20 protein-coding genes are annotated in these 25,252 nt (G+C 71.6%); 5 read left to right on the forward strand and 15 right to left on the reverse strand.

Annotation, left to right across the window (positions count from 1 at the left end):
• Positions 1-73 precede the first annotated feature (73 nt).
• The 3 genes from ACFWHU_RS03435 to ACFWHU_RS03445 form a co-directional block, all read right to left on the reverse strand.
• Positions 74-1,555 carry an MFS transporter gene (locus tag ACFWHU_RS03435; protein ID WP_385801645.1) on the reverse strand — a complete coding sequence of 494 codons (1,482 nt, stop codon included), beginning with the start codon at positions 1,553-1,555 and terminating at the stop codon, positions 74-76.
• Between the two features lie 211 nt (positions 1,556-1,766).
• The gene (locus ACFWHU_RS03440) at positions 1,767-2,447 is read right to left on the reverse strand and encodes an ABC transporter ATP-binding protein (RefSeq protein WP_385801643.1); all 681 of its coding nucleotides are present in this window, start codon (positions 2,445-2,447) and stop codon (positions 1,767-1,769) included.
• A gap of 55 nt (positions 2,448-2,502) precedes the next feature.
• On the reverse strand, positions 2,503-3,972 hold the full coding sequence (locus tag ACFWHU_RS03445) for an ABC transporter permease (protein ID WP_387223587.1): 1,470 nt from the start codon (positions 3,970-3,972) through the stop codon (positions 2,503-2,505).
• Between the two features lie 143 nt (positions 3,973-4,115).
• On the opposite strand from ACFWHU_RS03445, the gene ACFWHU_RS03450 reads away from it, so the two are divergent.
• The gene (locus ACFWHU_RS03450) at positions 4,116-4,511 is read left to right on the forward strand and encodes a nitroreductase/quinone reductase family protein (protein ID WP_387223589.1); all 396 of its coding nucleotides are present in this window, start codon (positions 4,116-4,118) and stop codon (positions 4,509-4,511) included.
• A gap of 27 nt (positions 4,512-4,538) precedes the next feature.
• Here ACFWHU_RS03450 and ACFWHU_RS03455 read toward each other — a convergent pair whose 3' ends face one another.
• The 6 genes from ACFWHU_RS03455 to ACFWHU_RS03480 form a co-directional block, all read right to left on the reverse strand.
• Positions 4,539-4,952: a YybH family protein gene (locus ACFWHU_RS03455; RefSeq protein WP_387223973.1), complete on the reverse strand. Its 414-nt coding sequence runs from the start codon at positions 4,950-4,952 to the stop codon at positions 4,539-4,541.
• Between the two features lie 39 nt (positions 4,953-4,991).
• The gene (locus ACFWHU_RS03460; protein ID WP_387223591.1) at positions 4,992-5,936 is read right to left on the reverse strand and encodes a glycosyl hydrolase; all 945 of its coding nucleotides are present in this window, start codon (positions 5,934-5,936) and stop codon (positions 4,992-4,994) included.
• 165 nt (positions 5,937-6,101) lie between these two features.
• Positions 6,102-7,145 carry a LacI family DNA-binding transcriptional regulator gene (locus tag ACFWHU_RS03465; protein ID WP_387223593.1) on the reverse strand — a complete coding sequence of 348 codons (1,044 nt, stop codon included), beginning with the start codon at positions 7,143-7,145 and terminating at the stop codon, positions 6,102-6,104.
• On the reverse strand, positions 7,142-9,634 hold the full coding sequence (locus ACFWHU_RS03470; protein ID WP_387223595.1) for a glycoside hydrolase family 2 protein: 2,493 nt from the start codon (positions 9,632-9,634) through the stop codon (positions 7,142-7,144). The genes ACFWHU_RS03465 and ACFWHU_RS03470 overlap by 4 nt, the downstream gene beginning before the upstream one ends.
• Positions 9,635-9,779: 145 nt before the next feature.
• Positions 9,780-10,184, reverse strand: a complete 405-nt coding sequence (locus ACFWHU_RS03475; protein WP_385801631.1) for a RidA family protein — start codon at positions 10,182-10,184, stop codon at positions 9,780-9,782.
• Positions 10,181-11,317, reverse strand: coding sequence for an acyl-CoA dehydrogenase family protein (locus tag ACFWHU_RS03480; protein WP_387223597.1), 1,137 nt, complete (start codon positions 11,315-11,317; stop codon positions 10,181-10,183). The genes ACFWHU_RS03475 and ACFWHU_RS03480 overlap by 4 nt, the downstream gene beginning before the upstream one ends.
• A 106-nt stretch (positions 11,318-11,423) precedes the next feature.
• On the opposite strand from ACFWHU_RS03480, the gene ACFWHU_RS03485 reads away from it, so the two are divergent.
• From ACFWHU_RS03485 to ACFWHU_RS03495, 3 genes are read left to right on the forward strand one after another with little or no spacing between them, the layout of a single operon-like run.
• Complete coding sequence (locus tag ACFWHU_RS03485) at positions 11,424-13,067, forward strand: AMP-binding protein (RefSeq protein WP_387223599.1); 1,644 nt, start codon at positions 11,424-11,426, stop codon at positions 13,065-13,067.
• A 53-nt stretch (positions 13,068-13,120) separates the two neighbouring features.
• Positions 13,121-13,945, forward strand: coding sequence for a PaaX family transcriptional regulator C-terminal domain-containing protein (locus ACFWHU_RS03490; RefSeq protein ID WP_387223600.1), 825 nt, complete (start codon positions 13,121-13,123; stop codon positions 13,943-13,945).
• Between the two features lie 44 nt (positions 13,946-13,989).
• Positions 13,990-14,430 (forward strand): hypothetical protein, encoded by a 441-nt coding sequence (locus tag ACFWHU_RS03495; RefSeq protein WP_385801623.1) that lies wholly within the window; start codon positions 13,990-13,992, stop codon positions 14,428-14,430.
• 31 nt (positions 14,431-14,461) lie between these two features.
• Here ACFWHU_RS03495 and ACFWHU_RS03500 read toward each other — a convergent pair whose 3' ends face one another.
• Both ACFWHU_RS03500 and ACFWHU_RS03505 read right to left on the reverse strand, forming a co-directional pair.
• A complete protein-coding gene (locus tag ACFWHU_RS03500) occupies positions 14,462-16,747 on the reverse strand; it encodes a bifunctional salicylyl-CoA 5-hydroxylase/oxidoreductase (protein ID WP_387223975.1) in 2,286 nt (761 codons plus the stop codon).
• A gap of 56 nt (positions 16,748-16,803) precedes the next feature.
• Positions 16,804-17,631, reverse strand: coding sequence for an enoyl-CoA hydratase family protein (locus ACFWHU_RS03505; RefSeq protein ID WP_078074549.1), 828 nt, complete (start codon positions 17,629-17,631; stop codon positions 16,804-16,806).
• 324 nt (positions 17,632-17,955) lie between these two features.
• Here ACFWHU_RS03505 and ACFWHU_RS03510 point away from each other — a divergent pair, with 324 nt between their 5' ends.
• Positions 17,956-18,372: an ATP-binding protein gene (locus ACFWHU_RS03510; protein ID WP_385801620.1), complete on the forward strand. Its 417-nt coding sequence runs from the start codon at positions 17,956-17,958 to the stop codon at positions 18,370-18,372.
• Here the strand turns inward: ACFWHU_RS03510 and argF are convergent.
• The 4 genes from argF to ACFWHU_RS03530 all read right to left on the reverse strand — a co-directional run bounded on the left by argF (position 18,361) and on the right by ACFWHU_RS03530 (position 25,089).
• Positions 18,361-19,392: an ornithine carbamoyltransferase gene (gene argF / locus ACFWHU_RS03515; protein WP_387223603.1), complete on the reverse strand. Its 1,032-nt coding sequence runs from the start codon at positions 19,390-19,392 to the stop codon at positions 18,361-18,363. The genes ACFWHU_RS03510 and argF overlap by 12 nt on opposite strands.
• 155 nt (positions 19,393-19,547) lie before the next feature.
• On the reverse strand, positions 19,548-20,780 hold the full coding sequence (locus ACFWHU_RS03520) for an arginine deiminase (RefSeq protein ID WP_387223606.1): 1,233 nt from the start codon (positions 20,778-20,780) through the stop codon (positions 19,548-19,550).
• A gap of 137 nt (positions 20,781-20,917) precedes the next feature.
• Positions 20,918-23,545 carry a polynucleotide kinase-phosphatase gene (locus ACFWHU_RS03525; protein ID WP_387223608.1) on the reverse strand — a complete coding sequence of 876 codons (2,628 nt, stop codon included), beginning with the start codon at positions 23,543-23,545 and terminating at the stop codon, positions 20,918-20,920.
• A complete protein-coding gene (locus ACFWHU_RS03530) occupies positions 23,542-25,089 on the reverse strand; it encodes a 3' terminal RNA ribose 2'-O-methyltransferase Hen1 (protein ID WP_387223610.1) in 1,548 nt (515 codons plus the stop codon). Before ACFWHU_RS03530 ends, ACFWHU_RS03525 begins: the two co-directional genes overlap by 4 nt.
• Between the last annotated feature and the right edge of the window lie 163 nt (positions 25,090-25,252).

A 25,252-nucleotide genomic window follows, 5' to 3' on the forward strand; every position in this document is an offset into this window, starting at 1 on the left:
AAGAGCCCGCCCCGCCCATCCACTATCCGGTGCCCCCCGGCGCCCCGCATGTCGGCGGGTCCGTGGAGCGTGGTCAGCGGTTGCGGACCGCCGCCAGCAGGGCCGGTGAGTGGTAGCCCGTCGACGTACCCGCGTGCCAGGACACCAGGTCCGGTGCCTCCGGGCGGGCGCCGCCCAGGGCGTACAGGGTGACCAGGCTCAGGGTGCCGATCACGGTGATCCCGAGCGTGATCCCCACCGCCTGGTGGAACCCGTCGGCGAGACCCTGGACGAGCGCGAAGTGCAGCAGGACCGGACCGATCAGGAAGGCCGCCTCCGAGCGCAGCAGTTCGACCAGGGCGAAGGTCGGACCGATCTGCGCGGCTGGGACGGAGAAACCGGCCAGGAAGAGTCCCGGCGTCACGCCCGCGCCCGCGCCGAAGCCGAGGAAGAACGAGGCGACGGGGACGGTCGCCGTCGCGCTCGACGTGGAGGCGGCCAGCAGGATGGCGGCGCCGATGGCCACGCTGATGGTGCCGCACAGGGCCAGATACGGCGTCCAGCGGGTCGACATCAGCCGGCGGAACAGCAGGGCCGCGATGATGACACCGAGGATCTGGGGTGTGACGAGCGCCCCGATCCGCAGCGGGGAGTAGCCGGCCTCCCTGGTCAGATAGACCTCGATCAGCTCCAGCAGGGTCGTGAAGCACGCCCCGACGAGCATCGCGTTGAGCGTGCCGACGACCGGCAGGGTGTTGCTGATGGGGCGCACCGGCATCAGCGGTCGCGCCTTGCGGTACTGACCGCCCACCAGAAAGACCCCGCAGACCAGTCCGCAGAAGACCGGCACATAGAACTCGGGATCGCTGAAGTCGCCACGCGTCAGCCACGCGACACCGAAGAACGGCAGCGCCGTGGTGCCGAAGGCGAGCGGGATCGCGGTCCAGTCGAACTTCGCCCGGCGGTCCGGCGGGTCGTTGCCCTCGAAGGTCAGGGAGCCGATGACCAGTCCGATCAGCGCCAGGGTGCCGATGCCCGCGAACAGTGGCCGCCAGCCCCCGAGCGAGCCGACGAGCCCGCCCACCAGCGGCCCGAAGGCCACCATCCCGAACAGCCCGAGACTGACCACCGCGGCGGTCGTCTGGAGCTTGTTGATGGGGTGTCCGATGATCAGCGGTGGCAGCGCCGCGACCAGCAGCATGCCGGTGAACAGGCCCTGGAGCACCACTCCGGTCGCGAACATGCCGATGTTCTGCGCGCTGAGCGCCAGCACCGAACTCAGCACGAACCCGCACTCGCAGATGAGGTAGATCCGCCGCCGTGCGAACCGCTGCACGAGATCGGCGCAGGCGACGGCGCCGAAGGCGTACGCCGCGTTCGACATGCCGCTGGTGAGCTGGAGCTCGTACACCGTGGCGCCGATGCTCCCCATGATCTGCGGCTCCGCCAGGGAGGTGGCGGTGGTGAGGATCAGGTACGGGCTCAGCGCGAGCAGCGCCAGGGCGACGGCGGCCGGGTAGTTGCCGGCCAGCGGGAGCCGGGTGAACAGACGGGTCGCAGGTGAGCTGAAGCGCAAGAACGCCTCCGGGGCCGACGTGGGGGAGCAACGGGAACGGACGCGAGCAGGGCGGGGACCAGCGGGAACAGGGAAAGCCCGGCGGGCTGGGCCCGCGAACCGGCTCAGCGTACGGTCGTGCGCCGCCCACTCCGCCCTGACACGCCCGCCCCCGCTCCCACGCTCCCCGGCCCGGCCGTGTCAGCCGTCGGCCGGGCCGTCGATTCCCCCGCTACGCGGAGCGTTCGGTGATGGTGATCTTTCCGTTCCTGATGGTGGCGAGGCGGGTCGCGCGGCGGGCGATGGCGCTGTCGTGGGTGACCATCACGAAGGTCAGCCCGTGCTCCTTCCAGAGCCCTTCGAGCAGGTCCATGATCTCGTCGCGCATGGACTCGTCGAGATTGCCGGTGGGTTCGTCGGCCAGCAGCACCTTCGGCTGTTTGACGAGCGCCCGCGCGATGGCGACGCGCTGCTGCTGACCGCCGGACATCTCGGAGGGCACGTGCTTGAGGCGCTCCCCCAGTCCGACGGAGCGCAGGGCCTCCGCCGCGCGGTCGCGGCGTTCCTTGGCCTTGGTGCCGAGCGGTACGAGCGCCGTCTCGACGTTCTCCTGGGCGGACAGGGTGGGGATGAGGTTGAAGCTCTGGAAGACGAAGCCGATGGACCGGCCGCGTACGGCGGTGAGTTTCGCCTCGCCGAGCCGGGCGAGGTCGGTGCCGTCGAGCATGACGCTGCCCGCCGTGGGCCGGTCGAGGCCGCCGAGCATCTGGAGGAGCGTGGACTTGCCGCCGCCGGTGGGACCCTTGATGACGAGCCGGTCGCCCTCGCCGATGGTCAGATCGACCCCGGCGAGCGCGTGGACGGTGTCCTTGCCCCTGCGGTACTGCTTGGTGACGCCGCTGAGTTCGTACATGGTGTGACTCCTGGGCTGCTGCGGTGAGTTGAGGGGGTACGGAACCGCCCGGCGGCTACTCGACGCGGCGCAGCGCGTCGGCCGGCCGGAGGCGGGAGGCGCGCCAGCCACCGAAGGCGCCGGCGATCAGTCCGCCCGTCACTGCGAGGCCGACCGCCAGGGCGATCGTCGAGGCGGAGATGGGCGCGGTGAGCGCGATCTCGATGGCCTTGTCGGCGCTCTGTGCGCCGGGGCCGCCGGCACGCGTGAGGCCGCCGGCCGGACCGCCGCCACCGCCGGGGCCACCTGCCGCGGCGCCGAGTTGAGCGGTCAGGGAGGGGCTGACCGCGGTCAGCGCGTAGGCACCGGCCACACCGACGGCGATGCCGAGCGCACCGCCGACCAGCCCGTTGACCATCGCCTCGCCGACTACCTGCCGGGTGACGCGCCCGCTCTTCCAGCCGAGTGCCTTGAGCGTGCCGAACTCCTGTACGCGGCGGCTGACGGCCGACACGGTCAGCAGCCCGGCGACGACGAAGGCGGCGACGAGGACGACGATGGAGAGCCACTTGCCGACGTTGGTGGCGAGGTCGGACGCCGTGGAGAGGGAGCCGGAGACGGTGTCGGCGAGGTCGGCGGAGGTGGTGACGGTGGTGCCCGGGACGTTCTTCTGGATGGCCGACTTGACGGCGTCGATCTGCTGGGAGTCGTCGGCCTGGACGTAGACCGTGGTGACCTTGTCCTTGGAGTCGGACAGGGTCTGGGCCTGCTTCAGCGGGATGTACAGATTGGCCGCGGCGTCGCCGCTGTCGGCGGTCGCCATGCCGACGATCTCGAACTTCGTCCCCTTGACGGTGACTTCGCCGCCGACCTTGTACTTCTTCTCCTTCGCGTAGGCGGCGTCGACGACAGCCACCTCGGCGTCGGTCTCGGTCGTCCTGAACGTGCGGCCGTCGGTGATCTTGGAGGAGGTCAGCGGGCCGAGGTCCTGACGGGTGGTGTCGGTGCCGTAGACCGTGTAGGAGTTGACGTCGAACTCGGCTCCACCGCCCCGTACTTCACCTTGCGGGCCACCGGTGCCGCCTCCGCCGCCCCCTCCTCCGCCGTTCGCGCTTTCCTCCCTCGGCTGGAACTGGCCGGGCTTGAACTCCCCGTCGACCTTGACGACCGAGAGGCTGAGGCCGCCCACAGCCGTGGCCACCCCGGACTGGTCGGCGACCTTGCCGACGGTGCTCGAAGCGAGGGTCTCGAAGCCCTGCGGCATGACGATGTCGCTGCTCTGCGCCTCGTCACCGTCCTGCGCGTCGAAGTTGAAGCGGGGGCGCTCCCGGCCGCCCTCGGAGGCGGGCGGGGCGGCCTTGGTGACGGTCATGTCCGTGCCGAGTCCGTACAGCGACTCCAGGACCTTTCCCTGGGCGTCCCGCATGCCCGAGGAGACCGAGTTGACGACGATGACCAGCGCGATACCGAGTGCGAGCCCCGAGGCGACGACGAGCGCGGCCTTTCGGCGACGGCGCAGTTCGCGCCGGAGGTAGGTGAAGAACATGGCGTGAAAATATGCACGGCGCGTGATGGCAGCATATGAGCGGCGTAAGAGAAGGATGAGAAGCCGTCAGGACAGGAAGTACGGGGACCAGGGGGCAGGCAGCACCGTCTGGACCGTCAGCACCGCGAGAGGGAGAGCCACGGATGTCGCGCTACCACGAGATCAAGCACCGACTCGTCACCACCTTCCAGCGCCGGGTCGCCAATCCGCTCTCCTCGCGGATGCCGGGGCAGATCCTTCTGGAGACCACGGGGCGCACCTCCGGACTGCCCCGGCGGACCCCGGTCGGCGGGAGCCGGGTCGGCCAGGAGTTCTGGCTGGTGTCGGAGTACGGCGACAAGTCGCAGTACGTACGGAACATCCTGGCCGACCCGAGGGTCCGGGTCCGTATCAAGGGCACCTGGCACACCGGGACCGCCCACCCGATGCCCGAGGACGATCCCCGCGCGCGGCTCAGGACCCTGCCGACCGGCAACAGCGCGGTGGTCCGGCTGATGGGCACGAACCTGCTGACGGTGCGCGTCGATCTGGCCGACTGACGGACCCGATCGGCGCGCCGGACTCCGTCAGGCGGGCGCCTCGCCTCCGGCGTCGGGGAACGAGTGGTGCTCGTGCGCGACCACCCAGCGCCCCCGCTCCTTGCGCAGCCCGATCGTGAGCCGCAGGCGGGTGGCCGACCTCTCGGCCACCTCCCGCGGCAAACCGCAGCGCAGGAGGGCGTACGCGTAGGCGACATCGGCGCCCGCGGTGACGTCCAGTTCGAGGATGTCGAACGTGCCGCCGTTCGCCTGCCACTCGAAGAAGCCGGGCCAGGTGTCGCGGTAGGCGTCGATACCGCGTACGCCCTCCTGGGGCGGCGGCACGTCGAACATCACGATGTCGGCGGCGTGGTCGGCCAGGACACGGTCCATGTCACCCGTGTGCACGGCCGCCGCCCATCCCTCGATCAGGGCCCGGATCCGCTGCTCGTCGTCGGACATCGGCATCGGCGCGGCTTCCCTTCCTTCGGTGGACAGACCCTAAGGGAGCACCACCTCGCCCTGGTTGAGGACGCGCGGGTGGAAGTATCCGGCCTGGATCTCCGCGTTGGAGTTGTTGCCCTGCAACTGCTCGGACCACAGCATGAAGTACGACCAGCGCGTCTGGCTGTCGAGCAGCGCCGCGCCGGGCATCTTGCCCAGCTCGGCGAGGGCCATCGGTTTGCCGCCCGCGATGTTCGTGAGCTGCTGGTAGTCCGACTGGCTGGGATGGTTCTTGTACCAGACGTCCAGCGACACGACGTCGACGTAGGCGTCGCCCGGATAGTAGGAACTCCAGCCGCCGGCCGGGTTGTCCTGGACGTTCCACACCCAGATCAGGTTGTCGAGTCCCTTGCCGGCGAGATGGTCGCGGGTGATCCGGTAGAGCCGCGCGCCGCCGTCGGAGCCGGGACGGTTCCCCCACCAGTTCCAGGACTCGTTCATCTCGTGGAGCGGGCGGAACAGTACGGGGACGCCCGCGTCCTTGAGCTGCCGCAGGTACGGGACGACCTCGTCGAGGCGGCGCTTCCAGGCGGTGTTGAGCGCCGTGCCGTCGGTGACCGTCGCCTCGAACTCCTCCTTGGAGATGCTGGACTTGACGCCGCCCTCGAACTCGCACGAGCTGCCGACGGTGGGCGGGCAGACGTGCCAGGTGAGCGAGACGAGGGAGCCGTTGGCCCATTCGGTCTTCGCCTGGTCGATGACGCGCTGCCGGTTGGCGACGTCCTCGGCGCGGAACATCAGGTCGCCGCCCCAGAGTCCGGGGTACTGGCCGGTGATGTCCTTCACGAGCTGGGTGTAGCGGCCGGGGGCGGCGGCCGGTTCCTTGTTGTGCTGTCCGGAGACGACGCTCGAACCCGTGATGGACTTCAGGTAGTTGAGCACGTCCTGCTTGGGGGTGGCGGGGAAGGCCTGGGCGGGGGCGGGCGATGCGGTGAGGGTCATGACGGCCGTGGTCAGTGCCGCCGTGGCGAGGGCGACGAGCCGGGATCGGGGGTGGGAACGGGGACCGGAGTGGGAATGGGGACGGGGGCGGTTTCCGCGCATGGCGAAGCGAGCCTTCCTCTTCGGTGAGGGGTTGCGGGGCGCGCTGTTCGGTGGGAGTGGGTTCTACGGGGGCGGTGGTGGGCCGGTCGAGCCGCGTGGGGTCAGGGACGGGGTGGGTACCTGCCGGCCGGCGACGCGCTCGCCGCCCAGCACGTCGTACATCGCTCGCGCGACCTCGGCGCCGAACGCGTGGATGTCGTGGCTCATCGCGGACAGCGGCGGGTGCGTGAGCCGGCACAGCTGGGAGTCGTCCCAGGCCAGCAGGGACACGTCCGCGGGGACCCGGAGTCCCATCTCGGCGGCGACGGAGAGCCCGGCGACGGCCATCAGGTCGTTGTCGTACATGATCGCCGTGGGGCGCGTGGCGGAGGCGAGCAGCGAGCGGGTGGCGCGGGCGCCGTCGTCGCCGGAGTAGTCGGTGACGCGCCGGCGCGCGTCGGTGAGGCCCAGTTCGGTCATGGCCGCCGTGAACGCCTCGGTGCGCAGGGCGCTGTGGCCCAGCTCGGCCGGTCCGCCGACGTGGGCGATGGAGCGGTGGCCGAGGGCCGCGAGATAGCGGACGGCCTCCGTGACGGCCGTACCGTCGTCCGTCCACAGGGCGGTGAACGGACCGGTGAGCGAGGGGTGGCCGACGGCGATCACCGGCATGCCGAGCTTGGCGAGGGCGGGGACGCGTGGGTCGTCGCGCTGGAGGTCGACCAGGACGGACCCGGCGATCTGGCCGGATCTCCACCAGTGCCGCTGGAGTTCGATCTCCTCGTCCAGGTCCCGCACCAGGCGCAGCAGCAGGGCGCCGGTGCGCTCGGTCAGCACGCTGCCGATTCCGGAGATGAAGTCCATGTAGAAGGGTTCGAGGCCGAGTTGACGGGCCGGGCGGCGGATCGCGAGTCCTACGGTGCCGGTGCCCGCGCCGGTACCCCGGGAACCTCGCGCCCGCGCCGAGCGGTTGGGCTCCCAGCCCATGACCTCGGCGGTCCGGAGGATGTGCGCCCGTGTGGTCTCGGAGACGCCCGGCTTGTTGTTGAAGGCCAGCGAGACGGCGGCCCGCGACACGCCGGCGCGGGCGGCGACGTCCCGGATGGTCAGCCGTTGCCCGTCCGCGCTCACACCGGCTCCACCATGAACAGCGCGTCGCGTACGGAGGCGGGTGAGCCGTCGCCGACGCCGTCCCAGCCGCTGACGCGGATGGTGACGCTCTCGCCCGGCAGCAGCGTCAGCGGCCCCTGGTCGGCGACGGCGGTGGGCGCGAGCCGGTCGGCCTGGAGCAGCAGATCGCGCAGGAGCGTCCGGGCGGTGACGACGACGTCCACGACGCCCGCCGGGTCGCCGTGGCGGACGGTCTCCACGTCGTAGCGCGGGGCCGGATAGGCGAAGGCGTGGTCGCGTACGGGGAAGTGCAGCGCGCGTAGCTCTCCCGCGTCGGCCACCAGGAACTCCTTCCCGGAACCGGCGTCCGGCAGCAGTTCGTCGGGCACGGTCGCGAGCGCGACCGAGCGCGCCCCGGCCGACGCCGTCACGGTCGTCTCGGCGAGGGTCCGGCCGTCGGCGGCCACGCGGCGCAGCCGTACGGCCGCATCCCACGGGATCGCGGACTGGTTGTCGGCGACGACGGTGGGCCTCCCGTCGCGTTTCTGTACGGTGAGCAGCCGGTCCGCGTACAGCCGGCGCAGCGTGAAGTAGAGCGGTTTGAGGCGCGCGTCGCCGTCGACGGCGGCCCAGGAGGTCACCGGCCAGCAGTCGTTGAGCTGCCAGAGCACGGTGCCCGCGCACACCGGCCAGTGGGAGCGCCAGTGTTCGATGCCGGTGGCGATGGCCCGCGCCTGGTTGAGCTGGGTGAGGTAGTGCCAGCGGTCGAAGTTCTCGGGCCCGGCCCCGGGCACGGCGAAGTGGTGGGCGAGGCCGCGCTCCAGTTTGCCGTTGCCGTCGTGCGCCTTCTGGTGGTGGAGCATGCCGGGCGAGGTGGCGGACAGTTCCTCCCCCGGCAGCGCGCGCCGCAGCGTTGCGTGGGCGGGCGGGGCCTGCCAGCCGAATTCGGCGACGAAGCGGGGGACGGTGTCGAGGTAGTCCGTGTAGTCGGCGCGGTTCCAGACGTCCCAGGAGTGCGCGGTGCCGTGCGCGGGGTCGTTGGGGTGGTGGTCCCAGCCGCCGGACCAGGGGCTGCCCGCCCAGTAGGGCCGGGTGGGGTCGGTCTCGGCGACGACGCGGGGCAGCAGGCCCAGGTAGTAGCCCTCGCCCCAGGAGTCGCCGTCGAGCGCGGGCTCCCAGTCCCAGTCGCGGAAGCCCCACAGGTTCTCGTTGTTGCCGTTCCACAGGACGAGGGAGGCGTGCGGCATGAGGCGGGTGACGTTCTCGCGTGCCTCGGCCTCGATCTCGGAGCGCAGCGGCTGCTCCTCGGGGTAGGCGGCGCAGGCGAAGAGGAAGTCCTGCCAGACCATCAGGCCGAGTTCGTCGCAGACGTCGTAGAAGTCGTCGCTCTCGTAGATGCCGCCGCCCCAGACCCGTACGAGGTTGACGCCCGCGTCGGCGGCCTGGGTGAGGCGGGCGCGGTAGCGGTCGGGGCCGACGCGGGAGGGGAAGACGTCGTCGGGGATCCAGTTGACGCCGCGTGCGAAGACCGGCTCCCCGTTGACGGCCAGGGTGAACGCGGTGCCGTGCGCGTCCGCGCCGGTGTCGAGGGTGACGGTACGAAATCCCAGCCGGCGCTCCCATCGGTCGAGGACCGCGCCGGTGGTGTCGAGCAGCTCCAACTCGGCGTTGTACAGGGGCTGTTCGCCGTAGCCTCGGGGCCACCAGAGGGCGGCGCCGGGGACCTCGACCGTGAGCGCGGCGTGGTCGCCGTCGAAGTCGACGGACGCGGTGTGGTCGCCGACGCGGGCACGGGCGGTGAGGAGCCCGCCGCCCCTGGCGGTCCGTTCGACGTCGACGCGCAGCTCCGCGCGGCCGGTCGAGCCGTCGACGGTGACGAGCGGGCGGACGGTGGCGAGGCGGGCGGTGGACCAGTGCTCCAGGCGGACGGGCTTCCACATACCGGCGGTCACGAGGGTCGGTCCCCAGTCCCAGCCGAAGGAGCAGGCCATCTTGCGGATGTACTGGAACGGCTCGGGATAGGCGTTGGGCCGGTCGCCCACCAGCGCGCGTACGGCCTCGGCCTCCGTATAGGCGGAGGTGAAGTCCACGGAGAGCGGGGTGGACTCGGCCGGGTCCAGTCGGTCCGTGATGTCGAAGCGGTAACTCCGGTGCATGTTGCGGGTGTTGCCGACGCGTACGCCGCCCACGTGGACGGCGGCGACGGTGTCGAGGCCGTCGAGGACGAGGTCGGTGCGCTCGTGCGCCGTGTCGCGGGGGCCGAGCGCGGTGTCGTAACGCCAGTCCGTACGGCCGACCCAGGCGACCGCCGTCTCGTTCCGGGAGCGGAACGGGTCCTCGATCAGCCCGGCCGCGAGCAGGTCGGTGTGGACGCAGCCCGGAACCCGCGCGGGGATGTCGCCGACGGGCGCCTCGGCCGGGGCGGGCATGGCGTCGGCCGGGGCGTGGATCGTGTCGGCCGGGGCGTGGCGCAGCGTCCATCCCTCGGTGAGGGGGGTGACGTCCTTCATGCGGGTTGCTCCGATCTCGGACGGCGTGCCGCTCAACGTAGAGGCGGCGACCTGGTCCAGTCCATAGACCGGTCAAGCATATTTCCCCGCTGTGGGTAAGGGAGTTGGTGCGGTATTACTTAACCTTTACTCAACTCCTGGGCGTTCAGGGCACCATCGCGATGCCGTCCAGCTCCACCAGGGCGCTCTCGTCCCAGAGTCTGACCGCGCCGATCAGCGCCATCGCCGGGTACTCGCGGCCGGCGAGCCGCTTCCACACCCGGCCCAGTTCGGCGGCGTGCGCGCGGTAGTCCGCGACGTCGGTGGCGTAGACGGTGACGCGGGCGAGATCGGCCGGGGAGCCGCCCGTCGCGGCCAGCGCGGTGAGCAGGTTGCCGAGGGCCGTCTCGAACTGCTCGACGAGGGTCTCCCCCACCACCGCGCCCGTCGCGTCGAGCGCGGTCTGGCCGGCCAGGAAGACCAGCCGGCCGTCCGTCGCGGTCACGCTGACCGCGTGCGAGAAGCCGCTGGGCGGGGCGAGTTCCGCGGGGTTGGTCCGCTCCAGGCTCATCCGTACAACTCCTTTGCGATGATGGTGCGTTGGACCTCGGTCGCGCCCTCGTAGATACGCGGCGCGCGGACCTCCCGGTAGAGGTGTTCCAGGAGGTGACCGCGTTGCAGGGCGCGGGCGCCGTGCAGTTGGACGGCGGCGTCGACCACGTACTGGGCGGTCTCCGTCGCGAACAGCTTCGCCATCGCCGACCGGCGGGGGACGTCCGGCGCGCCGGAGTCGTACGCCTCGGCCGCCGCGTACACCAGCAGCCGGGCCGCCTCCGTACGTGTCGCCATCTCGGCCACCTGGTGCGCGACGGACTGGAGGTCCTTGAGCGGGCCGCCGAAGGCGGTGCGTTCGGCGGTGTGGGCGAGGGTCGCTTCGAGGGCGGCGCCCGCCATGCCGACGGCGAAGGCGCCGACGCTCGGGCGGAAGAGGTTGAGGGTGTTCATGGCGACGCGGAAGCCCTGGTCCACCTCGCCGAGGACGTCGGCGGCACTCACGCGTACGGAGTCGAAGGCCAGGGCGCCGATGGGGTGCGGTGAGAGCATCTCGATCGGCGAGCCGGTCAGTCCGGGCCGGTCGGCGGGGACGAGGAACGCGGTGACGCCGCGCGCCCCGGCGCCCGGGGTCGTGCGGGCGAAGACGGTGTAGAAGTCGGCCTCGGGCGCGTTGGAGATCCAGCGCTTCTCGCCGGTGAGCAGCCAGCCGCGACCGGGGCCTTCGGGGCCGCCCGGCCCGTCGTCCGGTACGGCGTCGAGCGCGAGCGCCGCCGCGTCGGACCCGGCGCCCGGCTCGCTCAGCGCGAACGCGGCCACGGCACGGCCCGCCGCCACCTCGGGCAGCCAGCGCCCGCGTTGCTCCTCGGTGCCGGCCTGGACGACCGGGCAGCTGCCGAGCCCCTGGAGGGCGAGCGCGGTCTCCGCCTCCGTACAGCCGTGCGCCAAGGACTCGCGCAGCAGGCAGAGATCGAACGCTCCCGCGCTCAGCATGCGGTCGAGCAGCCCCAGCTCACCGAGGGCGGCGACGAGCGGACGGTTGACGCGGCCCGGCTCGCCCTTCTCCGCGAGTGGGCGCAGCCGGTCGGCGGCGACGGCACGCAGCTCGTCGCACCAGGACTTTTGTGCCGGATCGAGCGAGAATACGGGCATCCGGGCCCTCACTTGTATCGCGTCTATCGCGGACTGTTGACTGTCGTCACCCACACGATACGCTCGATGCACAAGGCCACCAAGCCACCCCACGAGGGGGCGAACGATGGAGCTGACACCGGCGGTTCTCACACCCTCGGCGCACCGCGACACTTTTCCGCGCGACCATCTGCCGCCGGCCGGACAGTGGCCGGAGCTCGTCTTCGACCCGCCCGAACTGCGCGGACCCGACCGGCTCAACTGCGCCGTCGAACTCCTCGACCGGACAGTGGACGGCTTCGGCGCCGACCGCCCCGTCTTCCACGTCCCGTCGGGCGACTCCTGGTCCTACGGGCAACTGCGCACCCGGGTGGACCGGATCGCGCACGTCCTGACCTCCGAGCTGGGCGTGGTGCCGGGAAACCGGGTCATGCTGCGCGGGCCGACCACACCCTGGCTGGCCGCGTGCTGGCTCGCCGTGCTGAAGGCGGGCGCGGTGGCGGTGACGGTGCTCGCGCAGCAGCGGGCGTCGGAGCTGGCAACGATGTGCGAGATCGCGCGGGTCAGCCACGCGCTGTGCGACATCAGGTCGGTGGACGAGCTGGTCAAGGCGGAGGTGCCGGGGCTGCGCGTCGTGACGTACGGAGGGGACGCGCCGGACGATCTGCTGCGGCGGGCGGAGGGGATGCCGGAGCGGTACGAGGCGGTCCAGACGGCGGCCGACGACGTCGCACTCATCGCGTTCACCTCGGGGACCACGGGGCGGCCCAAGGGGTGCATGCACTTCCACCGCGACGTGCTCTCCATCGCCGACACGTTCTCGCGCCATGTGCTGCGCCCGGAGCCCGACGACGTGTTCGCCGGCAGTCCGCCGCTCGGCTTCACCTTCGGACTCGGCGGTCTGGTCGTCTTCCCGATGCGGGCGGGCGCCTCGACGCTGCTGCTCGAACAGGCCGGTCCGAAGCAGCTGTTGGCGGCAGTGGCCGAGCGGGGGGTGTCGGTGCTGTTCACGGCTCCGACGGCGTACCGCGTGATGCTGGGCGAGCTGGCCGCGGGCGACGGGAGCGCGTACGACATCTCAAGTCTGCGCCGCTGTGTGTCCGCCGGGGAGAATCTGCCCGCCGCCACCTGGCAGGACTGGTACGAGCGGACCGGGATCCGCGTCATCAACGGCATCGGTGCGACGGAGCTGCTGCACATCTTCATCTCGGCGGCCGACGGGGCGGTCCGTCCCGGCACGACGGGCGTGCCGGTGCCCGGCTGGCAGGCGCGCGTGGTGGACGAGTCCGGCGATCCGCTGCCCGACGGGGTGCCGGGGCTGCTGGCCGTACGCGGCCCGGTGGGCTGCCGCTATCTCTCCGATCCGCGCCAGTCGGTCTACGTGCACGACGGCTGGAATCTCACCGGCGACACCTATGTGCGGGAGCCGGACGGCTACTTCCGCTATGTCGCCCGCGCCGACGACATGATCATCTCGGCCGGGTACAACATCGCGGGACCGCAGGTCGAGGAGGTCCTGCTGACCCATCCCGATGTGACGGAGGCGGCGGTCGTGGGGCACCCCGACGAGTTGCGGGGGCAGATCGTGGCGGCGTACGTCGTCCTGCGCGAGGGCGCGCGGCCGGACGAGGGGACGAAGGAGGCGCTGCGCGAGTTCGTCACGGCACGGCTGGTGCCGTACAAGTGCCCGCGCGTCTTCGAGTTCCTGCCCGCGCTCCCCCGCACCCCGACGGGCAAACTCCAGCGGTTCCGCCTCCGGCCGGACGCCTGAGCACGCGCCTGGACGGGCGGCGTCGCCTCGGCGGCAGGCTCTAGAGTGATCACGTGGCCGAGCAGCACACCCCGCGATCCCTGATCGTCACCCTCTACGGCGCGTACGGCCGGACGCCGGACGGCGCGCCGCTCGCCGTGGCCGAGCTGGTCCGGCTGCTCGGCGCGCTCGGGGTCGACGCGCCGTCCGTACGGTCGTCGGTGTCGCGGCTCAAGCGCCGGGGGCTGCTGATCGCCGAGCGCACACCGGAGGGCGCCGCGGGCTACGCGCTCTCCGCCGACGCCCGGCAACTGCTCGACGACGGTGACCGGCGCATCTACGACCGGCCCGCGCCCCGGCTGTCCGACGGCTGGGTGCTCGCGGTGTTCTCCGTCCCCGAGGCCGAGCGGCACAAACGTCATCTGCTGCGCTCAAGGCTGGCTCGGCTGGGCTTCGGTACGGCGGCGCCGGGGGTGTGGATCGCTCCCGGCCATCTGCACGAGGAGACGCGGCACGCGCTGGAGCGGCTGCGTCTGGACCCGTACGTCGATCTGTTCCGCGGCGAGCATCTGGGCTTCGCGGCGACGGCGGAGGCGGTGGGCCGGTGGTGGGACCTCGGGGAGATCGCCTCGCTGCACAGGGAGTTCCTGGAGGCGCACGAGCCGGTGCTGCGGTGGTGGGAGTCACGCGCCCCGGCCGCCGCCTCGCCCCCGGCCGAGGACGCCTACCGGGACTATCTGCTGGCGCTCGACTCCTGGCGCCAACTGCCGTACGCCGATCCGGGGTTGCCGGTGGAGCTGCTGCCGGCGGACTGGCCGGGCGGCCGTTCGGCGGAGGTCTTCACGGCGCTGCACACCCAACTGCGCGACGTCGGGGCGGACTTCGTACGCCCGGCCTGAAATCCGGATGACCGACGGGGCCGGGCAAGGACATCATCGGGGCCATGGACGAGACAGCCGAACCGCGCTGGATGATCGTCGCCAACGTCGTGCGGTGGCGGCGGTACGGCGACGGCGGACAGGAGTTGCGCCCCGGTACGAAGGCGTACAGGGGCGGTGCGCGGGTGTTCGTCATCGACACCTATCCGGGGATGGGACACGAGGACGTGACCACGGTCGGCCAGGCACGCAACACCGGCCACTGGATCACCATCGACATGCCGACCCGGCATCTGCACACCTGCCGGGCCAAGCTCGTGCACTCCCCCGCCGTGCTGCGCCGGGCCCAGAAGGTGGGTGCCCCGACGTACACGGAGGAGTGCGCGCGGGAGCGGGCGGCCGGACTGGAACGGCTCGCGGCGCTGTACCGCCGGGAGACCTACGCGGGTGTCCCGCACCCGGGCGGCTGCCTGTGCCACGAGTGCCTGACCGGCGCGGAGTCGTAAGAGATGTGAGCGGGGGGGGCAGGCACGGGGGTCAGGTGAGGGTGAGCCTCGGCTTCGGGCCGTCCGTGCGGCCCGTCGGCGGTGGGCGGCTGCCCGCGCGGTACGGCAGCGGCCACGGTGCGCCCGGACCGCTGTAGCCCTGGTCGGCCGCCGCGTGCAGGGTCCAGTGCGGGTCGTAGAGGTGCGGGCGGGCCAGGGCGCAGAGGTCCGCACGGCCCGCCAGCAGCAGGGAGTTGACGTCGTCCCAGGACGAGATGGCGCCGACGGCGACGACCGGCACCGAGAGGGTGTTACGGATCCGGTCGGCGAACGGTGTCTGGTAGGACCGGCCGAACTCGGGGCGTTCCTCGGTGACGACCTGCCCGGTCGAGACGTCGATCGCGTCGGCTCCGTGCGCGACGAACGCGCGGGCGATCTCGACCGCCTCCTCGGCGGTGTTACCGCCCGGCGCCCAGTCGGTGGCGGATATCCGGACCGTCATCGGCCGGTCGTCGGGCCACAACTCCCTTACCGCGTCGAAGACTTCGAGCGGGTAGCGGAGCCGCCCGGCGAGGTCGCCGCCGTAGGAGTCGGTCCGGGTGTTGGTCAGCGGCGAGAGGAAACCGGAGAGCAGGTACCCGTGCGCGCAGTGCAGTTCGAGAAGGTCGAAGTCCGCGTCGGCCGCGCGGCGGGCCGCCGACGCGAACTGCTCGCGTATCCCGGTGAGTCCGGCCCGGTCGAGCGCGCACGGCACCTGGCTGACGTCCGGCAGGTACGGCAGCGCCGAGGCGGCGGCCAGCGGCCAGTTGCCGTCCGGCAGTGGCCGGTCCATGCCCTCCCACATGAGGCGGGTGGATCCCTTGCGTCCCGAATGGCCGAGCTGGACCCCGATCGCGGCTCCGGGTGAACCGGCCTCGGCGGGTGCGCCGTTGTGCACGAAGTCCGTCACCCGCCGCCAGGCCGCGCCCTGTTCGTCCGTCCAGAGTCCGGTGCAGCCGGGGGTGATCCGGCCCTCGGGACCGACGCACACCATCTCCGTCATGACGAGTCCCGCCCCGCCGAGGGCGCGCCCGCCGAGGTGGACCAGATGGAAGTCGCCGGGCATGCCGTCCTCGGCGGCGTACATGTCCATCGCCGAGACGACGACCCGGTTGCGCAGCGTCAGTCCGCGCAGCCGGAAGGGGGTGAACATCGGGGGCGTTCCCGGCTCGCAGCCGAAGTCCTCCTCCACGGCGCCGGTGAACGTCGCGTCGCGCAGCCGCAGGTTGTCGTGCGTGACGCGGCGGCTGCGGGTCAGGAGGCCGAACGCGAACTGCCGGGCGGGCTGGTCCGTGTAGGTGGCCAGCTCCTCGAACCAGCGCAGGCTCGCCGCCGCCGCGCGCTGTGTGGACTCCACGACGGGACGCCGCTCTCTCTCGTACGCGGCGAGCGCGGCCGACAGACCGGGCTGCTCCTCGACGCACGCGGCGAGCGCCAGGGCGTCCTCGACGGCGAGCTTCGTGCCGGAGCCGATGGAGAAGTGCGCGGTGTGGGCGGCATCGCCGATGAGGACCGTGTTGCCGTGGCTCCAGCGTTCGTTGACGACGGTGCGAAAGGCGGTCCAGGACGACTTGTTGGCGCGCAGCGCCCGGCCGCCGAGCGCGTCGGCGAAGATCTTGGCGCACTGTTCGGTGGACTGCCGCTCGTCGAGCGCGTCGAAGCCTGCGGCGAGCCAGACCTCTTCGCGCATCTCGACGATGACGGTGCTGGCCGTGGGAGAGAACGGGTAGCCGTGGAGCTGCATCACGCCGTGCTCGGTCTCGGCGATCTCGAATCGGAAGGCGTCGAAGGCGAAGTCGGCGGCGAGCCAGATGTAGCGGCAGCGTTCGGTGCCGACGGTGGGCCGGAAGACGTCGGCGTGCATCTCGCGGGTGCGACTGTTCACACCGTCGGCGGCGATCACCAGATCGTGGGTGGCGGCGAGTTCGGCGGCGGGCGGCGCCTGGGTGCGGAAGCGGAGCCGTACGCCGAGCGACGCGCAGCGCCCGTGCAGGATTTCCAGGAGCCGGCGGCGGCCCAGGGCGGCGAAGCCATGGCCCGAGGAGGTGAGGGTGCGGCCCCGGTGGACGATGTCGATGTCGTCCCAGCGCACGAACTCGTCCTGAAGCGCGCGGTGGACGGTGGGGTCGGCGTGCTCGATGCCGCCCAGGGTCTCGTCGGAGAGGACGACCCCGAAGCCGAAGGTGTCGTCGGGGGCGTTGCGCTCCCAGACCGTGATCTCGCGCCGGGGGTCGAGCCGTTTGAGCAGGACGGCGGCGTACAGGCCGCCGGGTCCGCCGCCGATGACCGCGACCTTCAGGGCGGGCGTCGGACCGCCTCCGGGCGGCTCCGGGGATATCCGGTCGGCCGTCACGGTCAGCGGCCCTGCCACTTGGGGGGCCGCTTCTCGGTGAAGGCGGCGTGGAACTCCGCGTAGTCCTCGCCGTTCATGAGCAACGCCTGTGTGGCGGCGTCCAGCTCGACGGACGCGGCGAGCGGCATGTCCAGTTCGGCGGTGAGCAGCGCCTTGGTCTGCGCGTACGCGAGCGCCGGGCCGTCGGCGAGCCGCCGGGCGAGTTCGGCGGCGCGGCTGTCTGCGGCGCCCTCGTCGGTCAGCTCGCTGATGAGACCGATACGTTCGGCCTCGGGGGCGCGGACGGGTTCGCCGAGCATCAGCAGCCGGGTGGCGTGGCCGAGCCCGACGACGCGCGGCAGCAGATACGCCGCGCCCATGTCGCCGCCGGAGAGGCCGACGCGGGTGAAGAGGAACGCGAAGCGCGCGGTGGGGTCGGCGACGCGGAAGTCGGCGGCCAGCGCGAGGACGGCGCCGGCGCCCGCGGCGACTCCGTGCACGGCGGCGATCACCGGGAACGGGCATTCGCGTACGGCCCTGACGACCTGCCCGGTCATCCGGTTGAAGTCGAGGAGTTCGGCGGTGTCCATGGAGAGCGTGGCACCGATGATCTCGTCCACGTCGCCGCCCGAGCAGAAGCCGCGGCCCTCACCGGCCAGTACGAGGGCGCGGACGGACCGTTCCCTGGACAGTTCGGCGAGCAGATCCCGCAGGTCGGCGTAGGCACCGAAGGTGAGCGCGTTGAGCTTGTCGGGGCGGGCGAGGGTGACGGTCGCGACGCCGTCCTCGCGCGTCAGCCGCAGATGTCGCCACTCCTCGGTGCGCGGGGCGGAGCCGGAGAACGGGCTCATGGGGCGGCCTCCTTCAGCTCGATGCTGTGTGCCGGCCGCCCTGGGCGCCGGGGGCGGACCCTGCGAGAGCAAGATATCACTCGTCCGTGACTGCCGTCACGAGTGCGCGATACGGAACGCGGTACCGTAAGCGGGTCCTCGCCCCGTCTCCCGCCGAAGGTCCCGGGCAATATGTGGCGGAGGTCCCATTTCCGGCAGTCCGCTGCCCCTTGTTAAGCCACTTACGCTCCGTAAGGCTGGGCCGTGCCCCCGCCCTGTCGAAGCTCGTTCCCCTCGCACAGGGCCTCACCGCACCTCGCACAGCCCCCGAACGGACTCCCCGCCTTGCTCGAAACATCGGACACCGCCTTCTGGCGCATCACCCTGCCGCACAGCGCGGCGGCGGTGCCGATGGCGCGTGCCCTGATCCGTACGGCGCTGGCCGACATCGGGCCCACGGCGGACAGCGACACGGCGGAACTGCTGACGGCGGAGCTGGTCGCCAACGCCGTCGAGCACACGAGCGCGGAAGTCCCCATAGAGCTGTTCGTCGAGCTGCTGCCCTCCGGCTGTCAGATCGAGGTCCACGACGGCGACCCGGGCCCGCCGGGCGATCTGTCGACGCCGACGCCCGGCCTCACGCCCGACCCCTGGCAGGAGCACGGCCGGGGACTGCTGTTGATCCGCACGCTGAGCGCCGACTGCGGCCACCGTACGACCGAGCAGGGCAAGGCGGTCTGGTTCACGCTGTCAGCGCGCTGAACCACGCTGTGCGACCTGGTCGGGAGCCAGCGTCGCGACGAGTACCGCCTTGATCGTGTGCAGCCGGTTCTCCGCCTCGTCGAAGACCACGGAGTGCGCGGACTCGAAGACCTCGTCGGTCACTTCGAGCTCCGTGAGCCCGTGACGCTCGTGGATCTCCCACCCGACGACGGTCCCCAGGTCGTGGAAGGCCGGCAGACAGTGCAGGAACTTCACGTCCGGATTCCCCGTCGCGCTCAGCACGTCCATCGTCACGCTGTACGGCCCGAGGGCCGCGATGCGCTCGTCCCAGATCTCCTGCGGCTCCCCCATCGACACCCACACGTCGGTGGCCACGAAGTCGGCGCCGCTCACACCCTCGGCGATGGACTCGGTGAGCGTGATCCGGGCGCCGCTGGCCTCGGCGGACTTACGGGCCAGGGCGACCACGTCGTCCGCCGGCCAGTAGGCGCGGGGCGCGACGATCCGTACGTCCATGCCCAGCAGCGCGCCGGTGACGAGGTAGGAGTTGCCCATGTTGTAGCGGGCGTCGCCGAGGTAGGCGAACGTGATCCGCTCCAGCTGCTTGTCGGTGTGCTCGGTCATCGTGAGCACGTCGGCCAGCATCTGGGTGGGGTGCCAGTCGGCGGTGAGCCCGTTGAAGACGGGCACCCCGGCGTGGGCGGCCAGCTCCTCGACGGTCGACTGCGCGTCACCGCGGAACTCGATGCCGTCGAACATCCGGCCGAGCACCCGCGCGGTGTCCTTGGCGGACTCCTTCTTCCCGATGTGCGAGCCGGCCGGGTCGATGTACGTCGTGGAGGCGCCCTGGTCGGCGGCGGCCACCTCGAAGGCACAGCGCGTGCGCGTCGACGCCTTCTCGAAGATCAGGGCGATGTTCTTGCCCCGCAGGAGCTGGACCTCGTTCCCCGACTTCTTCGCGGCCTTGAGCCCGGCGGCCAGCTCGACCAGCCCGTGGAACTCCTCGGCGGTGAAGTCGAGCTCCTTGAGGAAGTGGCGGCCTGCGAGTTGTATCGCCATGGTGGCTGCTCCTGCGTCGCGAATACGGAGACCTGTACGGGGACCGATACAGAGACCTTGGAACTATATACGACCTTCCGTATTGATATACAGAGCGCCGGGTGGCCGGACCGCCGCGCGCCGCCGCCACGGGAGCCGGCGGCCGGACGGCGCCGTCAGACGGCGTCCCGCTCGATCGGACAGCTCATACAGCGTGGCCCGCCCCGCCCCCGGCCGAGCTCGCTGCCCCGGATCTCGATCACCTCGATCCCCTGCTTGCGCAGATGCGTGTTGGTGGTCACGTTGCGCTCGTACGCCACCACCACGCCCGGCTCCACCGCCAGCACGTTGCAGCCGTCGTCCCACTGCTCCCGCGCGGCCGCGTGCACGTCCTGCGTCGCCGTCAGCACCCGGATCCTGTCGAGCCCCAGGGCCGCGGCGATCGCACGGTGCATGTGCTCCGGCGGATGGTCGGTCACCTTCAGCTCGTTCCCGCCCGCGCCCGGCTCGATGGTGTACGAGCGGAGCATGCCGAGGCCCGCGTACTGGGTGAACGTGTCGCGGTCGACCATCGTCATCACCGTGTCGAGGTGCATGAAGGCGCGCCGCTTCGGCATGTCGAGCGCCACGATCGTCCTGGCCGAACCGGCGTCGAACATCCCGCGCGCCAGCATCTCGACGGCCTGCGGCGTGGTGCGCTCGCTCATCCCGATCAGCACGGTGCCCTCGCCGAGGACCAGGACGTCGCCGCCCTCGATCGTGGAGGGATAGTCGTCCTGCCCCTCCGACCAGTGGTGGAAGGGGCCCGCCTCCGGTCCGGTGAAGAGCGGGTGGTGCTTGTAGATCGCCTCGAAGTGGACGGTCTCACGCTGTCTGGCCGGCCAGCGCATCGCGTTGATGGTCACACCGTCGTAGATCCAGGCGGAGGTGTCACGGGTGAAGAGATGGTTCGGCAGCGGGTCCAGCAGGAAGTCGTCCAGATCCATGACGTGGAAGCGGACGGAGGACGGCTCGGCGTGGCTGGCCAGGAACTCCCGCTTGGTCATCCCGCCGACCAGCGCCTCCACGAGATCGGCCGTCGGCAGCTCGTCGAAGACCGATCTGAGGTGATCGGTGGCGAGCGGACCGTACTCCTTCTCGTCGAAGACCCGGTCCAGGACCAGCGCGCGGGCCGTCGGGATGTTCAGGGACTCGCGCAGCAGATCGCCGAAGAGATGGACCTTCACCCCGCGGTCGCGCAGGACGTCGGCGAACCCGTCGTGCTCCTCGCGCGCGCGGCGCACCCACAGCACGTCGTCGAAGAGCAACGCGTCCTTGTTGGTCGGGGTGAGCCGCTTCAGCTCCAGGTCGGGGCGGTGCAGTATGACGCGGCGCAGCCGCCCGGTCTCGGAGTCGACATGGAATCCCATGACCCCATCCTCGCGGATCGGGCGCCGTTCACACGGCGAATGCCGGAGAGACCGGGCGGGGCTCCGCAGCCGGGCGGGCCGCGGAGCCGTGGTCGGACGCGGGAGCCGGGATCGGCTCCTGTAGCGGGCGCCGGGGGTCAGAGCCGGGGGTCGACCGGCTCGGACTCCAGCGCCAGCACCGCGAACACCGCCTCGTGGACGCGCCACAGCGGCTCGTCGTCCCCCAGCCGGTCCAGCGCTTCGAGCCCGAGCGCGTACTCCCGCAGCGCCAGCGACCGCTTGTGGCCGAGGAACCTGCCGCGCAGCCGCTCCAGATTCGCGGGCCGGGTGTACTCGGGGCCGTAGATGATCCGCAGGTACTCACGCCCGCGCACCTTGATCCCCGGCTGGACGAGGCGCCCCTTGCCGTCCCGTACGAGCGCCTGGAGCGGTTTGACGACCATGCCCTCGCCGCCGCGCCCGGTCATCTCCAGCCACCAGTCGACCCCGGCGCGTACCGACTCCTCGTCGCCCGTCTCCACGACGAGGCGCCGGGTGACCTGGAGCAGACCGGTCGGGTCGTGCTCGGTCAGCCGGTCGAGCCAGGCCAGCTGCCGGTCGTGCGGTACGGCGGCCAGGCTGCGGCCACGGGCGGCCAGGATCTGGAACGGCGCCAGGCGTACGCCCTCCAGGCCGTCCGTCTCCCAGCAGTAGCGCCGGTACGCCTCCGTGAACGCGGTCGCGTCGGCGGCCCGTTCACGCTGAGTGGCCAGCAGCGCGCCCACGTCGACACCCCGGCCGACGGCCGATTCGAGCGCGCTCGTCACGGCCGGGAAGGCGGCGCCGGCCGCCGCGCCGACCGCCGCGTACTGGGTACGCAGCAGGCCGGTGGCCTTCAGCGACCAGGGCATCAGCTCGGCGTCGAGCAGCAGCCAGTCAGTGTCGAACTCGTCCCAGAGCCCGGCGGCGCCGACGGCCGTACGGAGGCGGCCGAGGATCTCCTCGGTGACCGCCGGGTCGTCGAAGAAGGGGCGCCCGGTGCGGGTGTGCAGCGCGCCGGTCGGTCCGTCGGCGCCCGTGGCGCCGTCGATGCCGAAGCGCTCGCGCGCCACCTCCGCGTCGCGGCAGACCAGCGCCACCGCGCGCGAGCCCATGTGCTTCTCCTCGCACACGACCTGTGCCACGCCGTCCTCGCGGTACTGCGCGAACGCCTCGGCCGGGTACTCCAGAAAACCCTCCTCGCGCGATGTCGCGGTGGGCGCCATGGTCGGCGGCAGATAGGCGAGGAGCCGCGGGTCGACGGCGAAGCGGCTCATGACCTCAAGAGCCGCCGCCGCGTTCTCCTCGCGCACCGCGAGCCGGCCCATGTGGCGGGTCTCCACGACACGCCGGCCGTGCACGTCGGCGAGGTCGAGCGGGCGGCCCTCACGGCTGCCCGGCGCCTCCGTGCTGAGCGGCTTGGTCGGCTCGTACCAGACGCGCTCCGCCGGTACGTCGACCAGCTCGCGCTCGGGCCAGCGCAGGGCCGTCATCTTCCCGCCGAAGACGGCGCCGGTGTCGAGGCAGATGGTGTTGTTGATCCAGGAGGTGTTCGGTACGGGGGTGTGGCCGTACACCACGGCCGCCCGGCCCCGGTAGTCCTCGGCCCACGGGTAGCGGACGGGCAGGCCGAACTCGTCGGTCTCGCCGTTCGTGTCCCCGTACAGCGCGTGCGAACGGACCCGGCCCGAGGTGCGGCCGTGGTACTTCTCCGGCAGTCCGGCGTGGCAGACGACCAGCTTGCCGCCGTCCAGGACGTAGTGGCTGACGAGGCCGTCGATGAAGGTCCCCACCTGCTCACGGAAGGCGTCGTCCTCCTTCGCCAACTGCTCGACGGTCTCGGCGAGTCCATGGGTCAGCTGAACGTTCCTGCCCTTGAGCCAGCGGCCGAGCTTGTTCTCGTGGTTGCCCGGGACGCACAGCGCGTTGCCCGCGCCGACCATGCGCATCACGCGGCGCAGCACGCCGGGGCTGTCCGGTCCGCGGTCGACGAGGTCGCCGACGAAGACCGCCGTACGGCCTTCGGGGTGCGCGCCGTCGCCGTCCGCGTAACCGAGCCTGGCCAGCAGCGTGTCCAGCTCGGAGCGGCAGCCGTGGATGTCGCCGATGATGTCGAAGGGGCCGGTGAGGTGGGTGAGGTCGTTGTAACGGCGTTCGGTGACGACCTCGGCGCGCTCGACCTCCTCGACACCGCGCAGGACATGGACCTTGCGGAAGCCCTCGCGTTCGAGTCCGCGCAGCGAACGGCGCAGTTCGCGCTGGTGGCGCTTGATGACATGGCGGGGCATGCCGGCCCGGTCGGGGCGGGCGGCGTTGCGTTCGGCGCAGACGGCCTCGGGCAGGTCGAGGACGATCGCGATGGGCAGCACGTCGTGCTCCCTGGCGAGCCGCACGAGCTGCTTGCGGCTCTCGGGCTGGACGTTGGTGGCGTCGACGACCGTGCGCCGGCCGGCGGCCAGGCGCTTGCCCGCGATGTAGTGGAGCACGTCGAAGGCGTCGCCGCTGGCGCTCTGGTCGTTCTCGTCGTCGGCGACGAGGGCCCGGCAGAAGTCGGAGGAGATGACCTCGGTGGGCTTGAAGTGGGAGCGCGCGAAGGTCGACTTGCCGGAGCCGGTGGCGCCGATCAGGACGACGAGGGAGAGGTCGGTGACGGGGAGGGTACGGGCCTTGGCGCCGGAGGCGGTGGCGGGGGCGGTGGCGGGGGCGGTGGTCGGGGAACTCTCGTCGGGTTCGTCGCTGCTGCTCATGCGGCCTTCTCCTCCTTCACGGTCGTGGTCGCGGTTACGGCGGTCTTCGCGGTCTTCTTCGTCCCGGCGACGGTGAAGACCGCCATCTGCGTGGGCGGCCCCACCTCGGGGTCGTCCGGCCCCACGGGGACGTACCGCACGGCGTACCCGTGGCGCAGCGCCACCTTCTCCGCCCAGGCGCGGAACTCCGCGCGCGTCCACTCGAAACGGTGGTCCCGGTGGCGTACGTGTCCGGCGGGCAGCGTCTCCCAGCGGACGTTGTACTCGACGTTCGGCGTCGTCACGACGACGGTCGCCGGGCGGGCCGTACCGAACACCGAGTACTCCAGGGCGGGCAGCCTCGGCAGGTCCAGGTGCTCGATCACCTCGCTGAGTACGGCGGCGTCGTGGCCCTTGAGCCGCTTGTCCGTGTAGGTGAGAGAACTCTGCATCAGCGTGACGCGCTCGGCCTGGCGCTCGCTCATCCGCTCCACCTTGAGGCGGCGGGCGGCGACGGTGAGCGCGCGTACGGAGACGTCGACGCCCACCACCTTGGTGAAGCGCACGTCCTTCAACAGGGCCTGTACGAGCTGGCCCTGGCCGCAGCCGAGGTCGAGCACGCTGGCCGCGCCCGCGTCGCGCAGGGCGGTGAGGATCGCGTCGCGACGCTGCTCGGCGAGCGAGACGGTCTTCTCGGCGGTCGCGGCCGTTGCGGCCGTCTCGGCCGGGGCGTCGTCGGCTTCGGGCGCCGGGTCCTCGACGGCGTTGTCGATCGCCTCGACGTCGATGTCGTCGGCCTCGGCGAGCCGGACCAGTTCGAGCCGGTCCGTGGCCTCCCTGGTCAGTCCCCAACGGCGGGACAGATAGCGGCTGGTGATGAGCTGCCGCTCGGGGTGGTCGGCCAGCCAGCCCTCGCCGGCCCGCAGCAGTTTCTCCACCTCGTCGGGCGCGACCCAGTAGTGCTTGGCGTCGTCGAGGACCGGCAGGAGCACATACAACTGCCGCAGCGCGTCGGCGAGTCGCAGCTCCCCCTCCAGTACGAGCTGTACGTAGCGCGACTCACCCCACGCGGGGAACGCCTCGTCCAACGCCACCGGCCGCACGTCGACCGTCGTCCAGCCCAGCGGCCCGAAGAGGTTGCCGACCAGCTCGACACCACCGCGCGCGGGCACGGCGGGCACCTCGATCCGCAGGGGCAGCGGCTCGGCCGCACGCTCGGGCAGCGCCTTGCACACGCCGCGCAGCGCGCTCTTGAAGACGGTACTCAGGGCGACGGCGAGCAGCGAGGAAGCCGCGTACGGACGGTCGTTGACGTACTGCGCGAGGGCGGCATCGGGCGCCCCGCCACGTCCCTTGCCCTTGCCACGCCGAACGAGGGCCACCGGGTCGATCTCCAACAGAAGCGCCGCCGTACAGCGCTCGACGGACGCCTCGGGATAGAGGACGTGCGCGGTGCCGTGGGAGGTGGAGAACGTCTGCGATTTATCGGGATGCTTATGAAGAAGAAACCCGAGATCGGTGGCGGGACGTTCAGGACTGCCGGTGGTACTGATCGTAAGGAACACCTGACCGAGTATCGCGGAGACCGCTACCCACCGCGACAAGGTTTAGCGACCGGCCACGCCCGGCGACGCGGGCGTATTTGCCAGTGTCGGCCGCCTTGCCGGGGCGCTTCCAGGGCCGTCGGCCTTGGCTCCCGCGGACCTCAGCACCACGCCGCAGGCTGGA

It is taken from the genome of Streptomyces sp. NPDC060366 (assembly GCF_042725135.1).
Taxonomy (GTDB): Bacteria; Actinomycetota; Actinomycetes; order Streptomycetales; family Streptomycetaceae; genus Streptomyces.

What these genes read in the sequence shown, in the direction of transcription:
- ACFWHU_RS03445 (WP_387223587.1), bottom strand. Translation starts at nt 3,972, where the DNA reads ATGTTCTTCACCTACCTCCGGCGCGAACTGCGCCGTCGCCGAAAGGCC.
- ACFWHU_RS03455 (WP_387223973.1), bottom strand. Translation starts at nt 4,952, where the DNA reads ATGTCCGACGACGAGCAGCGGATCCGGGCCCTGATCGAGGGATGGGCG.
- ACFWHU_RS03440 (WP_385801643.1), bottom strand. Translation starts at nt 2,447, where the DNA reads ATGTACGAACTCAGCGGCGTCACCAAGCAGTACCGCAGGGGCAAGGAC.
- ACFWHU_RS03520 (WP_387223606.1), bottom strand. Translation starts at nt 20,780, where the DNA reads ATGGGATTCCATGTCGACTCCGAGACCGGGCGGCTGCGCCGCGTCATA.
- ACFWHU_RS03525 (WP_387223608.1), bottom strand. Translation starts at nt 23,545, where the DNA reads ATGAGCAGCAGCGACGAACCCGACGAGAGTTCCCCGACCACCGCCCCC.
- ACFWHU_RS03450 (WP_387223589.1), top strand. Translation starts at nt 4,116, where the DNA reads ATGTCGCGCTACCACGAGATCAAGCACCGACTCGTCACCACCTTCCAG.
- ACFWHU_RS03460 (WP_387223591.1), bottom strand. Translation starts at nt 5,936, where the DNA reads ATGACCCTCACCGCATCGCCCGCCCCCGCCCAGGCCTTCCCCGCCACC.
- ACFWHU_RS03475 (WP_385801631.1), bottom strand. Translation starts at nt 10,184, where the DNA reads ATGAGCCTGGAGCGGACCAACCCCGCGGAACTCGCCCCGCCCAGCGGC.
- ACFWHU_RS03470 (WP_387223595.1), bottom strand. Translation starts at nt 9,634, where the DNA reads ATGAAGGACGTCACCCCCCTCACCGAGGGATGGACGCTGCGCCACGCC.
- ACFWHU_RS03495 (WP_385801623.1), top strand. Translation starts at nt 13,990, where the DNA reads ATGGACGAGACAGCCGAACCGCGCTGGATGATCGTCGCCAACGTCGTG.
- ACFWHU_RS03480 (WP_387223597.1), bottom strand. Translation starts at nt 11,317, where the DNA reads ATGCCCGTATTCTCGCTCGATCCGGCACAAAAGTCCTGGTGCGACGAG.
- ACFWHU_RS03505 (WP_078074549.1), bottom strand. Translation starts at nt 17,631, where the DNA reads ATGAGCCCGTTCTCCGGCTCCGCCCCGCGCACCGAGGAGTGGCGACAT.
- argF (WP_387223603.1), bottom strand. Translation starts at nt 19,392, where the DNA reads ATGGCGATACAACTCGCAGGCCGCCACTTCCTCAAGGAGCTCGACTTC.
- ACFWHU_RS03485 (WP_387223599.1), top strand. Translation starts at nt 11,424, where the DNA reads ATGGAGCTGACACCGGCGGTTCTCACACCCTCGGCGCACCGCGACACT.